The organism is Paenibacillus sp. SEL1 (assembly GCF_054602535.1).
Genome location: NZ_CM137723.1, coordinates 5,488,810 through 5,501,849, shown reverse-complemented (window position 1 = coordinate 5,501,849; position 13,040 = coordinate 5,488,810). Strand labels below are relative to the sequence as shown.

Here is a 13,040-nt window from a genome sequence, read left to right as displayed (position 1 = left end):
TAGGAGGGGTATTTTAGTGATTAACGTTAATGATTTTAAAACAGGTTTGACCGTCGAGGTAGACGGAGATATTTTTACGGTGCTGGATTTCCAACACGTAAAACCGGGTAAAGGTGCAGCATTCGTACGCTCCAAGTTGAAAAACTTGCGTAACGGTAACACCGTTGAACGTACATTCCGTGCGGGTGAAACGATCGGTCGGGCGCAAATCGAAAATCGTGGTGTGTCCTATCTGTACGCTAGTGCAGACGACCATACATTCATGGATAATGAAACATATGATCAATTCACATTGTCCAGCGATCAACTGAAATGGGAGCTTAACTTCCTGAAAGAAAACATGAATGTAAATATCGTCAGCTATAACGGCGAAATTCTGGGTATTAACCTGCCTACCAGCGTGGAACTGAAAGTAATCGAAACAGAGCCAGGCATTAAAGGTAATACGGCTACAGGTGCTACCAAAAATGCCAAACTGGAAACGGGTTTGAATGTTCAAGTTCCTTTGTTCATTAACCAAGATGACGTATTGTTGATTGATACACGTGACGGCAAATACATGTCTCGCGCATAAAATTTGCAACTTTTAGATTTCCTCTGTCCTTGTTAAGGGCAGGGGATATTTTTATAAGCACTAATATTAAAAAACATTGGCTCCACACAGCACTTTCGTATTATACTGTACTAAAGTTATGCCGCAGGATGTCACGTTCAGTCGTTTGGTGCCATCTCAAGGTTACATACTGTTGAGTCTGAGGGAGTGAATAACGTTGTCTTTGTATGTCATGAAATTCGGAGGCAGTTCCGTCGGTGACACGGAGCGCATGAAGCGCGTGGCAAAACGCGTTGTTGAGAAACAGAGTGAAGGGCATCAATGTGTAGTGGTCGTTTCCGCAATGGGAGACACGACAGACGAACTGATTGACCAGGCCAAATTGTTGAATGAGCAGTTGCCTGCACGTGAGTTGGATATGTTGATGACGACAGGTGAGCAAATTTCAATCGCCTTATTGTCGATGGCTATTCAGCAGTTGGGTCATGAAGCGGTATCGTTTACGGGATGGCAGGCTGGTTTCCGTACTGAATCTGACTTTGGTCGAGCACGAATTACGGACATTCAACCTCAGCGTGTGCTGGATGCACTGAGCAGCAATAAGATCGTTGTTGTAGCTGGTTTCCAAGGGATGTCTGCAGAGGGAGACATTACGACGCTGGGACGTGGTGGCTCTGATACGACGGCCGTTGCGCTGGCGGCGGCGATTCAAGCGGATGCCTGCGAAATTTACACGGATGTGGACGGTATATATTCAACAGATCCACGGATCGTGAAAGTTGCTCGTAAGCTAAAAGAAATTTCTTATGATGAAATGCTGGAATTAGCCAATCTGGGTGCAGCTGTATTGCATCCTCGTGCGGTAGAATATGCCAAACATAACCGGGTACCGCTGATTGTGCGGTCCAGTTTTAACCATAATGAAGGAACGGTCGTAAAGGAGGATGCAGTAATGGAACAGGGCGTTGTAGTCAGTGGGATTGCATATGATAAAAATGTAGCAAGAATCAGTATTTTGGGCGTCGCCGATATCCCCGGTGTACTGGCGAAAGTATTCGGAACACTGGCGGCAGCTAAAATTGATGTAGACATTATTGTACAGAGCGGGGTCGAAGCTGGTAAAGCAGATTTCTCCTTTACCGTAGCTCTGACGGATCGTGAAGCAGCACTGAAGACGCTGGAAGGTATTCGTGGAGAGCTTCCGTACCGTGAAGTAACGTCTGAGGAAAACCTGGTGAAGGTATCCATTGTAGGTGCAGGAATGGTTAGCCATCCAGGTGTCGCTGCGCAAATGTTTGCCGTACTGGCAGAGCAAGGCGTTAGCATTAAAATGGTAAGCACATCTGAAATCAAAGTATCGTGTGTAATTGAAGCGGGTAAGCTTCATGAGGTTATTCAGGCGTTGCATACAGCTTATAACCTGGACACCGAGGAGCAAGCGTTTGTGGGTGGACCGCAAGACCGTCGTTAATAACTGCAACGTGATCTAGACATGAATATGTCTAATGTGAACGATGCTATGACAGGTAAAGGTTGATACATTATAAGTCCTCTATTTATAGTTTGATAAATCATAGAATACAGCAGTAGGTTAAGAGGTTGTTCCATCAGTGAGAGTTAGACTGAGGGGCAGCCTCTTTTTTGCTGAATCTATCTTTTCTACCCAAGGGTATCCCTTAGCCGACAAGGCTTTGAGAGGCCCTTTTTTATTTGTGCGAATTAGAGAATGGTGCTTTAACAAGCGGGGGAAAGGTCTGTTGAGCGTTGATAGGAGTTAGCAAAAGTTTGCCTAGGCTTTCAATATATTTTCGGCATAAAAAGCGAGAGTCAACCATAGACTTGTCTTAAAGAAAAAGGACAACTGTGAGGGGGCGGCATCGGTATGGAATGGCTGGAGTTATTTCCTGAACCGTTGCACGGTATACTCGGAAGGCTTCCGGAAACGGTATTTAAGCAACTGGAAGAAATCCGGGTTAGGGAAGGAAGGCCGTTGGAAATTAATGCAAATGGTGATCATCATTTTGTAACGTCTGCGGGTCGGCTGACTTTGAACCATGTAGAAGCCTATAAGCCTGACCGTGAGGATGCCCACCGACTGCTGGATTTTATCAGCAATCATTCCCTGTATACCATGGAAGAGGAGCTTCGTAAAGGGTTTATTACGATCCCTGGCGGTCATCGTATTGGCTTGGCAGGGAGAACCGTGCTCAACCGAGGACGAGTGGAACATTTGAGGGATATAAGCAGCTTTAATGTAAGAATTGCTCGTGCAATTCCCGGCATAGCTGATCGGATATTGCCTTATGTAGCAGATCGAATGTCCGGGAAAATCCGGCACACCCTCATTTTGTCCCCTCCTCAGCATGGCAAAACGACACTGCTTAGGGACTTAGCTCGGCAACTCAGTTACGGAGGGATGGAAAGCAATGGGGGGCGACGGAATGGACTCAAGGTAGGCATTATAGACGAACGCTCTGAGATCGCTGGCAGTCACAAAGGTATCCCCGGTTTTGATGTCGGGCCTCGCACCGATGTATTGGACGGATGTCCGAAAGCAGAAGGCATGATGATGATGATCCGCTCGATGTCACCGGATGTCCTCATTGTTGATGAAATCGGACGACCGGAAGATGCGGAGGCGGTGCGCGAAGCGCTTCATGCAGGCATTGCAGTCATTGCTTCCGCACATGGTCGCGATGTGGCTGAAATGGCGACCCGGCCTGCTTTTGCTGGATTAACTACAGGGCAAGAGCTGTTTCAACTCTACGTCATGCTGGAGCGGACGAGCCGGGGCGTCTCATTCCGGCTGGCAGATGCCAAGCAACGCAGGATTACACTGCCTGGAGAAGGGCAGAATGGGGGCATCTCCTATGCTTAAGTTGCTGGGTGCCGCCTTGGTTATACTGGCCGCTACGCTTGCAGGCTGGCAGCGGGCAAGGCAGTTTGCGATGAGGCCGCGGCAAATCAGGGAGTTGATTCTTGCGCTGCAAAGACTGACCACCGAGGTTTCCTACGGGGTGTCTCCGCTACCAGATGCTTTCGCCAAGACAGGAGAGCCCTTGCGAGAGCCGCTGCGCACTCTGTTTCAGCAAGCCTCACGCTGGATGCACCCTTCTTTTGGCCTGACTGCCAGAGAAAGCTTGCATAAAGCCATCGAAGACTCGTGGAGCCGTTCCTCTATGAAGCAAGCCGAGAAGGAAGCGATGCGGCAGCTTGCTTACAGTCTTGGAACCAGCGACCGTGAAGACCAGATCAAGCACATTGCGCTGACCATCCAGCAGTTATCCCATGAGGAAGCGCAGGCGCAGGCAGATCAGGTGAGGTACGAGCGTATGAGCAGGAGCCTGGGACTGCTGATCGGAGCATTGATCGTCATTTTGATCTATTAGCGGGGTGCTCGAATGAATTTAGAAGTGAATGCGATTTTCCAGATTGCCGGAATTGGCATTATTATCGCTATGATTCATACCGTATTAAAGCAAATGGGCAAAGAAGACATGGCCCACTGGGTAACGGTCATCGGTTTCGTCGTGGTCCTGTTCATGGTGGTGCGAATGCTGGATAACCTTCTGCAAGAGATCAAATCTATCTTTCTTTTTCAGTAGGTGGACACATGGAAATCATTCAGGTGGTGGGCTTCGCCCTCATTGCCACAGTCCTCATTTTAGTCATTAAGGAACAGAAGCCGATGTTTGCCTTTTTGATTGCAACAGCTGCGGGAATCATCATTTTTTTGCTGCTGATTGGCAAGATCGGATCTGTGGTTTCTGTACTGGAGCGACTGGCTCGGTCTTCGGGCATGGATATGATCTATTTTAAAACCGTATTGAAAATAATCGGTATCGCTTATATTGCTGAATTTGGAGCGCAAATCGTTCGGGATGCAGGACAAGACGGGATTGCTTCCAAAATTGAGCTTACCGGAAAGGTACTCATTATGGTGCTCGCAATCCCGATTATCAGCATTATTATTGATACCATTCTGAAGCTGATGCCCGCCTGAGGGGGTGATGCCATGAAAAGGCTAGGGGGCATGCCGAATCTCAAAGTAATTGCGATGTTGTTGCTATGTCTTTGGTGTGCCTCAGCTGCGGTCCTCTTTGCAGATACACCGACTAACGAATGGATCAGACAGCAGGCGGAGCAAATGCCCAAAGATGAAGTAGAACATTATTGGGACGGGCTCATGCAGGAATACGGCGGATTTTTCCCTGATCAGAAAACGCCTTCCTTCATGGACATGCTGCTTCCAGGCGGTGAAGGATTCAGCATAAAGGGTGTATTGAGCGCTATAGCTGATTTTTTCATCCATGAAATTCGAGTAAATGCCAAGTTGCTCGTCACCATCGTCATGCTCAGCATTATGAGTATGGTGCTGGAAACGCTGCAAAGCGCTTTTGAAAGCAAACAGGTCAGCAAAGTGGCCTACGCTATCGTATACATGGTCATTATCATTCTGGCGATTAATAGCTTTAGTGTAGCGATTGGTTATGCCAAAGAAGCGATTGATAGCATGATTCACTTCATGATGGCAATGTTGCCCTTGTTGTTTACCATGTTAGCCTCGATGGGGAACGTCGTAACAGTTTCGGTGACCCACCCGCTGATTGTATTTATGATCAACACAGTCGGAACAGTCATTCATACGCTGGTTTTCCCGCTACTGTTCTTCTCGGCTGTGCTGTACTTGGTCAACTCGCTGACGGGCAAATACAAACTGACCCAGCTAGCCGATCTGATGCGGAACGCTGGAGTAGCAGTGCTGGGAGTGCTGCTGACCATATTTCTGGGAGTCATTTCGGTACAAGGCTTGACTTCGTCAGTTACTGACGGATTAACGATCCGCACAGCCAAATATATTACGGGTAGCTTTGTTCCGGTGGTCGGCAAGGCGTTGGCAGATGCGACAGATACAGTCATTTCAGCTTCGCTGCTCGTTAAAAATGCCATTGGTCTGGTAGGAGTCATTATTATATTGTTCCTGTGTGCCTTTCCCGCCCTCAAGATTCTGACACTGGCTCTCATTTATAAAGTGACAGCAGCGATCATGCAACCTTTGGGGGATACGCCTATCGTGGAATGTCTGGATGCAATCGGCAAGAGCATGATTTATGTTTTCGCGGCGCTGGCGGCAGTGGGATTAATGTCTTTCCTTGCGATTACAGTCATGCTCGCAGCAGGCAATATGACGGTCATGATGAGGTGAACCAATGCATGTAAACCAACAAGGGGGGAGGGGAGTGAAGTGACCTGGCTGGGAGGCTGGCTTAAGGAACTGGTGCTAATCGTGTTGCTGGCTTCTTTTGTCGATATGATCTTACCGAGCCGATCTATGGAAAGGTATGTCAAACTCGTTCTCAGCTTGCTTGTTTTGCTGACGTTGCTGTCTCCGGTCGTGCGCTTACTGAGTAGCAGCCCCTCCGAGGTTCTAGGGCGAGCATTGGATCTTCAACGTCAGGCTGAGACAGGCAAGAGGGAACCGACATTGGAGGAGATTTTAGCAAAAGGCAGCCAGTTGAAGCAACAGCAAGAACAAAGCTCCATGCAATGGGCCGGCAAAGAGGTAGCTAAGGAAATGAAAGGACAGTTGGAACAATATACTGGGTTAGCAATTCAGTCGGTCCAGGTTACCCTTGCAAAGATTCAACAGAAGGAATCGGAGCTGGAGGCAGGAACGGGTGTCCAGTCGGTAGTGGTCAAATTGGCAGAGCAGCAGCCAGAAAAAGAAAAGAACAACACAGACGTCTCGCCTGGTGCAGATGCCAAGCCGATAATGGTGGAGCCTGTAGCCGAAAAGACAGTGAATATTCGTGTGGAACCGACACATACAAAAAATTCAGAACTTAATGAAGGAACGCGAGAAGAAGATCGTAATCCTGATAAAACTGCTGAGGACGGAAAGCCAACGGATACGAAAGCTTTTGGTTTAATTACAGGACTTCTACGTGAAAAATGGGGGATAGACAGCAAAAATGTTCAGGTGGTTTCTTCGCAGGATGGAACACATGAATGGTAACAGGAGGTGAGCAGAAATGAGCAAATGGCTGAAAAAGCTGGAGCAATGGCTGGGTGGAGGGGCGGATGGGGCGAAAAGATTCAACTCATTTCGTTGGCTGCTTATACTTGGCCTTATCGGTGTAGCGATCATGCTTTTTAATTCATTCGTTAATGTGAAAAAGGTTGATCCAGAAAACGTAGGCCGTGAGCCGCCTGGCGTGATGAAAAATGAGCCTACGTTAGAGACAACAACAGGTGAAGAAAGTTCCTTTGCCGGGATCGAGAAGGTTTTTGAGGACAATATGAAACAGATGCTGGAGCAGATTGTTGGCGTAGGAACCGTCGATGTCATGGTTACGGTAGATTCCACCGAAGAAGTTATCGTTCAACGCAATGTAAAGGACATGCAAGAAGAGAACAACGAGACGGACGCCAATGGCGGACAACGGCACACTACTCAATATACACGTGATGGCGAGATTGTCACCTATGAGTCATCAGGTGGCCAGCACACCCCGATTGTGACAAAAAAAGTAAAACCGCAGGTGAGGGGAGTGCTTGTTGTGGCTATGGGGGCAGAAAACCCTACAGTGAAGCAGCTAATTGTCGATGCTGTACAGAAGGGACTAAATGTACCTTCCTACAAAATTTCAGTCGTACCGCGCAAGCAGGGATAATTTGGGATTTAGGAACAAAGAAGTTTATATTTTAAACCATTAATGAATATGGAGGACGGAACATGAATAACAAAAGACAAACCGTTTGGCTGGTGTCCATGCTGAGTTTAATGGTCGTGCTGTCTGCGTATTATTTGTTTACGGAGGACTCAAGCCCTGCCAATCCACCAGTAGCCGATAGTGAGCAAGTGAGCAAGGTTAAGCAGGATGCCGCACAGGAAGCAACGACGAAGGCAGAGGAACAATTGAACGAACTGAAGGTAAATGAAGTAGTGACGAATGGAGAAGTAACTGATGGAGCATCAGCAACTTCCACAAAATCGGATACGGCTTCCACAACTGACCCAGCAACAGAAAACTCAAAAGGCGATAAAGATACGGCAGTTACCCCTACTACTGAACCAGCGACATCCGATCAAAACACAACTGCGACTAAGACGGACGCGACAGCACAAAGTGACGACAAAGCAGCCTCTACAGCCAAAACCGACCAGCAGGTACTGGATCAAGTGGCAACCGATCAAGCTGCCCAACCTACAGCAGCAGCTGTGATTGACAACTATTTGCTGGAACGGGACGTGGAAAATCAGAAGAAAAATGATGAACTGACTACCGCAATGAACGACAGCACACCCAAGAAAGCCGCGGAGGCTCAAAAGGAATTACATGTACTTGAAGATAAGCAGGCTAAAATTACTGGAATTGAAGAAGAGCTTCAGCAGCAGTTCGCCAATGCGGTCGTCCGTGAGGAAGATGCTGATAAATACAAAGTAGTGGTTCTGAGTGAAAAATTGGATGCTAAGCAAGCGGTAACAATTGTTGATAAAGTCATGAAGGAACTGAACGTAACGCAGGATAAGATCAGTGTCCAGTATGTTACACAATAAGACAAAAAACGCGAAAAAGCCCGGATTTCTGCATTATTCCGGGCTCTTTCTATTTTTAATGATTGTGATATAATACATAAAGCTGTTTCAACAATGTAATCAGCAACCGGCAAAATGCTGAAGGAGTGATTAATAGAGATGTTTAAATTAAGCGAGATTAAGGAATTGATCAAGCTGGTGGATGAAACGTCTGTGCATGAGCTTGAAATTGAAAATGAAGGAACTCGCCTGTTGATCCGAAAACCTGGCAAAAGCGAGATCGTTACGGTACAGGCTCCTGTGGCAACACCTACTTATGCAGTGGCACCACAAGCTGTTATTCCAAATCCACAAGTACAGTCCGATGTTGGACCTGCAACTGCTGGGGAACCGAGGGAATATGCAAGCAATCTACATAAAATCGTATCTCCGATGGTAGGAACTTTCTATAGTTCTTCATCCCCGGATACGGCTCCGTATGTGAGTATTGGCAGCAAAGTGGGCGAAAAAACAACGGTATGTATCATTGAAGCGATGAAGCTGATGAATGAGCTGGAAGCTGAAGTGAAGGGCGAAATTGTGGAAATTTTGGCCGAAAACGGACAGTTGGTCGAGTATGGCCAGCCATTGTTCCTTGTGAAACCGGAGTAAAAAGCTTGTTTGAACCCTCTTTTGAGGGTTCGGCAGGACTGCTCCCAGGGAGGTAAAGTCATGACATTTCAAAAAGTATTGATTGCAAATCGTGGAGAAATTGCGGTTCGTATCATTCGCGCTTGCCGCGAGATGAATATTTCGACAGTTGCCGTATATTCGGAAGCTGACAAGGATTCGTTACATGTGCGTCTCGCAGATGAGGCTTACTGTATCGGACCGACGCTATCTAAGGACAGCTACCTTAATTTTACGAACCTGATGAGCGTTGCTACATTGACTGAATGTGATGCCATTCATCCAGGTTACGGATTTTTGGCGGAAAACGCAGACTTCGCTGAAATTTGCGAATCGTGTAATATTACGTTTATTGGTCCTTCTCCTGAAGCCATTAACAAAATGGGAGATAAGGCCGTAGCCAAGCAGACCATGAAGGATGCCGGAGTTCCGGTTATTCCGGGTTCAGACGGGCTGGTTGAGGATTTGCAGGATGCGATCAGCATCGCACGTGATATCGGATATCCGGTAATTATCAAGGCCACAGCAGGTGGCGGAGGTAAAGGTATTCGTATCGCCGAAGATGAGGATAACCTTATTCAGCAAATCACTACCGCTCAGCAGGAGGCGCAAAAAGCATTTGGCAACGCGGGTGTGTACCTAGAAAAATATTTGACCGGTATGAAACATGTGGAAATACAGATCATAGCGGACAAGCATGGTAATGTTGCCCATTTGGGCGAACGGGACTGCTCTGTGCAGCGTCGTCGTCAGAAGTTGTTGGAGGAAGCACCATGTCCTGTAATATCGCAGGATGTTCGTGAAGAAATGGGTCAGGCAGCTGTTCGTGCAGCTTTGGCCGTTCAATACTCTGGTGCAGGTACTCTCGAATTTTTGCTTGGCCCGGACAATAATTTCTATTTCATGGAAATGAATACACGTATTCAGGTAGAACATCCCGTAACAGAAATGATTACCGGTGTAGACCTGATTAAGGAAATGATTTCTGTCGCTGAAGGACATCCGCTTTCCTTTACGCAGGAAGAAGTCACCATCAATGGTTGGGCGATAGAATGCCGTATTAACGCTGAGGACCCGGATCGCAATTTTATGCCTGCACCGGGTAAAATCGGATTTTATCTGCCTCCAGGCGGTCCTGGAGTACGGGTAGACAGCGCAGCATATCCAGGTTATAGCATTCCTCCTTATTATGACTCTATGATCGCCAAGCTGATTGTGTGGGCACCTACACGGCAAGATGCAATTGCCAAAATGAAGCGGGCTTTGTCTGAGTTTGCTATTGAGGGCATACCCACAACGATTTCTTTTCATCAGCGCTTGCTAGAGCATCCGACCTTTATTAGAGGCGATTTTGATATTAAATTTTTGGAGGAAAACGAAGTTTAATCGGTATATTTCCTCAGTTTGTCATAATGAACGCCAAATGATATAGTATGGATAATAAGTGAGCATGTCTGCTTTGAAATCCAAAGCTGGAATGAAACTTATTTTGACCGAAAGGTGTTGAAGGTATGAGCACAGTGCCAACCGAATTCGAACGTACAGAAATTGGGGAGATTCAAATCGCCCCAGAAGTTATTGAAGTCATTGCCGGACTGGCTACCGTTGAGGTACCAGGCGTAGCGGGAATGAGTGGCGGATTTGCTGGTGGGTTTGCCGAACTGCTAGGCCGCAAAAATTTATCTAAAGGTGTAAAAGTGGAAGTCGGACAGCGTGAAGCTGCTGTAGACGTCTCCGTCATTATTGAGTACGGTAACCGTCTGCCTGAGGTGGCTGCTGCTATTCAGCATAATGTTAAGCGTTCGATTGAGAACATGACAGGTCTTAACGTTGTTGAAGTGAATGTGCAAATTCATGATGTTCAATTCAAAAATGCCGAAAAAGTAGAAGAGCCGGAAGTGCTGGGCGCCGGACGGGTTAAATAGAGCGATACTTTGTACAAACCCCCGACCCTTATGGGTCGAGGGTTTACTCTAATTTAAGGAGGCTGTGCGTTTCGTGGCTAAAGTTATGGACAGACTTCTGCTGTTCTTGTACAGCTTAAGTATCGGAATTATTTCCATTCTCGCCATCCTCCTCCTGAGCGGGGCCATTCCGTATGTTTTAAGTATTGAGGATGAGCGAGTGGTGTGGTTTACCAGCCTGATTATTGCAGGGGTTCTGTTGTTATTGAGTCTTCGTTTTTTTTATATCTCTATTCGACGGAACCAAACCGTACAGCATTCTATTGATCAACGAACGGAATATGGTGACATTCAGATTTCAGTGGACACCATTGAAAATCTGTGCCTCAAAGCAGCTTCCCGATTTCGCGGGATGCAGGATTTGAAAGCACGCGTTCGCGTGTTGGAATCGGGACTTGATATTACGATTCGGGCGGTTGTAGACGGGGAAAGCTCCATTCCGGTGTTAACCTCCGAGGTACAAAAGGGGGTACACGATCATGTGGAAGAAATTACAGGAATTCCTGTGTCCAATGTGTCGGTGTACATCGCTAATGTTTCTCAGTCACCCAGCTTTAAGAGTCGTGTGGAATAGAGGTGATTTTCCCTGATGCCCTGGAAAGAAATATGGGGAAGTTACAAGGGCCGGATCATGGGGATCACGGCTGGTATTTTTTTCGGTTTTATTTATTTGTGGGCAGGCTTTTGGAATATGTTGTTCTTTGCATTGATGGTGTTCATCGGATATACGCTAGGAAGACGTAGCGATTCAGCGCTTGGTTCATTTCTCCCTTGGAAGGAATGGGGCGATTGGTTGTCGCAGCGTTGGCGTCCTTTTAAATGAACCCTGTGATACGTGTTCTCCAAAATAGAGCTGTAGCTTCTTTGCGCCCAACGTTTTGGAGGATGCGTTCACAGGTTTTTTTGTGGAAATTGGTTAGAATGAAAAATAGATATAGGCAAGCGTAGGAGGCAGGGCATGAAAAGACGTCTGGCGAGGGAATTAGCGGTACAGAGTATGTACCATATGGAAATGAATGAAGTGGATGCGGCAGCAGCCGTGGACATGTTGCTTCAGGAAGCCGCTGAGGAAAACGAAGCGGAAGTTGTCGTTAAAGACGCGGCAGTGTTAAGAGCGTATGTTTTAGAGCATGTGCGGGGTACGTGGGAGCACAAGGAAGCCATTGATGGGCTGTTGGTGGATTATCTTAAAGGCTGGCAGATCAGCAGACTTTCACGTGTAGATCGTCAAATTTTGAGACTTGCGGCATATGAGATGATTTTCCGTGAGGATGTTCCAGCCAAGGTAGCTGTTAATGAAGCGATTGAGTTGTCGAAGCACTTTGGTACCGAGGAATCCGGTAAATTTGTTAATGGTGTACTGGGACGAGTGATTCAAGAACTGGAGCAATTGAAAGCACGTTTTTAAGTAGAGACTACTGAATCAGGTTGGAGAGTGGTTAAACATGTCAGCACCGATCATTGATGGTAAACAAATCTCTCAGGATATTCGCGCAAGCATTCAACAAGAGGTCATTCGTCTGAAAGAGCACCGCTTTCAACCGGGACTGGCTGTTGTATTGGTAGGCGAAGATCCCGCTTCGCAGGTGTATGTTAAAAACAAGGAAAAGGCGTGCCATGATCTCGGCTATTACTCAGAGGTTCACCGGTTGTCAGCAGATACTTCGCAGGAAGCATTACTGGAACTAGTGGACAAGCTGAACCATCAAAGTACTATCCATGGGATTTTGGTTCAACTGCCATTGCCAAAGCATATTCATGAAAAAGCTGTCATTGACGCAATTGCAGTGGAGAAGGATGTGGATGGATTCCATCCGGTGAACGTAGGGAATTTGGTCATCGGTGACGATAGTCTATTGCCTTGTACTCCTGCTGGAGTCATTGAGTTAATCAAGCGTGCTGGAGTGGAGATTGCTGGTAAACATGCGGTAGTTATTGGTCGCAGTAATATCGTAGGCAAGCCAGTGTCTTTATTGTTGCAACGTGAAAATGCTACGGTTACGATGTGCCACTCCCGTACAGCGAATATCGGGGATCTAAGTCGACAAGCGGATATCTTAGTCGTTGCGATCGGCAAAGCCAACTTTATTGATGCTTCGTTCGTGAAGCCCGGAGCGGTTGTGATAGATGTGGGGATGAACCGTCTGGAGAACGGAAAGCTGGCGGGGGACGTTGATTTTGAGAGCGTGAAGCAAGTGTCTGGTCCGATTACGCCTGTTCCCGGCGGAGTAGGCCCGATGACGATTACGATGCTGATGCAAAATACGCTTGTAGCGGCCAAGCGGTCGCACGGTTTGGCATAAGGGCAGTTGCC

General features: G+C 47.1%; 17 protein-coding genes. All 17 read left to right on the top strand.

Features of this window, described 5'->3' with window-relative positions:
* Window positions 1-16 precede the first annotated feature (16 nt).
* Window positions 17-574, top strand: a complete 558-nt coding sequence (gene efp / locus ACYCSE_RS25270) for an elongation factor P (protein ID WP_029517249.1) — start codon at window positions 17-19, stop codon at window positions 572-574.
* A 196-nt stretch (window positions 575-770) separates the two neighbouring features.
* On the top strand, window positions 771-2,024 hold the full coding sequence (locus tag ACYCSE_RS25265; RefSeq protein WP_028540593.1) for an aspartate kinase: 1,254 nt from the start codon (window positions 771-773) through the stop codon (window positions 2,022-2,024).
* Window positions 2,025-2,435: 411 nt separating this feature from the next.
* The gene (gene spoIIIAA, locus ACYCSE_RS25260) at window positions 2,436-3,431 is read left to right on the top strand and encodes a stage III sporulation protein AA (protein WP_013310828.1); all 996 of its coding nucleotides are present in this window, start codon (window positions 2,436-2,438) and stop codon (window positions 3,429-3,431) included.
* Window positions 3,424-3,942 carry a stage III sporulation protein SpoIIIAB gene (spoIIIAB, locus tag ACYCSE_RS25255; protein WP_029517252.1) on the top strand — a complete coding sequence of 173 codons (519 nt, stop codon included), beginning with the start codon at window positions 3,424-3,426 and terminating at the stop codon, window positions 3,940-3,942. The genes spoIIIAA and spoIIIAB overlap by 8 nt, the downstream gene beginning before the upstream one ends.
* A 12-nt stretch (window positions 3,943-3,954) precedes the next feature.
* Complete coding sequence (gene spoIIIAC, locus ACYCSE_RS25250; protein ID WP_010345636.1) at window positions 3,955-4,158, top strand: stage III sporulation protein AC; 204 nt, start codon at window positions 3,955-3,957, stop codon at window positions 4,156-4,158.
* Between the two features lie 8 nt (window positions 4,159-4,166).
* A complete protein-coding gene (gene spoIIIAD, locus ACYCSE_RS25245) occupies window positions 4,167-4,556 on the top strand; it encodes a stage III sporulation protein AD (protein WP_452567090.1) in 390 nt (129 codons plus the stop codon).
* Window positions 4,557-4,568: 12 nt separating this feature from the next.
* Window positions 4,569-5,759: a stage III sporulation protein AE gene (gene spoIIIAE, locus ACYCSE_RS25240; protein ID WP_039270939.1), complete on the top strand. Its 1,191-nt coding sequence runs from the start codon at window positions 4,569-4,571 to the stop codon at window positions 5,757-5,759.
* Between the two features lie 39 nt (window positions 5,760-5,798).
* Window positions 5,799-6,569, top strand: a complete 771-nt coding sequence (gene spoIIIAF, locus ACYCSE_RS25235; RefSeq protein WP_459700514.1) for a stage III sporulation protein AF — start codon at window positions 5,799-5,801, stop codon at window positions 6,567-6,569.
* A 16-nt stretch (window positions 6,570-6,585) separates the two neighbouring features.
* A complete protein-coding gene (spoIIIAG, locus tag ACYCSE_RS25230; RefSeq protein WP_029517255.1) occupies window positions 6,586-7,227 on the top strand; it encodes a stage III sporulation protein AG in 642 nt (213 codons plus the stop codon).
* A 62-nt stretch (window positions 7,228-7,289) separates the two neighbouring features.
* Complete coding sequence (locus tag ACYCSE_RS25225; RefSeq protein WP_039270942.1) at window positions 7,290-8,114, top strand: SpoIIIAH-like family protein; 825 nt, start codon at window positions 7,290-7,292, stop codon at window positions 8,112-8,114.
* A 138-nt stretch (window positions 8,115-8,252) separates the two neighbouring features.
* Window positions 8,253-8,744, top strand: coding sequence for an acetyl-CoA carboxylase biotin carboxyl carrier protein (gene accB, locus ACYCSE_RS25220; protein WP_039270944.1), 492 nt, complete (start codon window positions 8,253-8,255; stop codon window positions 8,742-8,744).
* Window positions 8,745-8,804: 60 nt separating this feature from the next.
* A complete protein-coding gene (gene accC, locus ACYCSE_RS25215; protein WP_039270945.1) occupies window positions 8,805-10,148 on the top strand; it encodes an acetyl-CoA carboxylase biotin carboxylase subunit in 1,344 nt (447 codons plus the stop codon).
* A gap of 125 nt (window positions 10,149-10,273) precedes the next feature.
* Window positions 10,274-10,687, top strand: coding sequence for an Asp23/Gls24 family envelope stress response protein (locus ACYCSE_RS25210; protein ID WP_013310820.1), 414 nt, complete (start codon window positions 10,274-10,276; stop codon window positions 10,685-10,687).
* A 73-nt stretch (window positions 10,688-10,760) separates the two neighbouring features.
* On the top strand, window positions 10,761-11,300 hold the full coding sequence (gene amaP / locus ACYCSE_RS25205) for an alkaline shock response membrane anchor protein AmaP (RefSeq protein ID WP_013310819.1): 540 nt from the start codon (window positions 10,761-10,763) through the stop codon (window positions 11,298-11,300).
* Between the two features lie 15 nt (window positions 11,301-11,315).
* Window positions 11,316-11,549 (top strand): DUF2273 domain-containing protein, encoded by a 234-nt coding sequence (locus ACYCSE_RS25200; RefSeq protein WP_023989248.1) that lies wholly within the window; start codon window positions 11,316-11,318, stop codon window positions 11,547-11,549.
* Between the two features lie 135 nt (window positions 11,550-11,684).
* Window positions 11,685-12,134, top strand: coding sequence for a transcription antitermination factor NusB (gene nusB / locus ACYCSE_RS25195; RefSeq protein WP_039270947.1), 450 nt, complete (start codon window positions 11,685-11,687; stop codon window positions 12,132-12,134).
* A 37-nt stretch (window positions 12,135-12,171) separates the two neighbouring features.
* Complete coding sequence (gene folD / locus ACYCSE_RS25190) at window positions 12,172-13,029, top strand: bifunctional methylenetetrahydrofolate dehydrogenase/methenyltetrahydrofolate cyclohydrolase FolD (RefSeq protein WP_250261069.1); 858 nt, start codon at window positions 12,172-12,174, stop codon at window positions 13,027-13,029.
* Window positions 13,030-13,040: the final 11 nt, after the last annotated feature.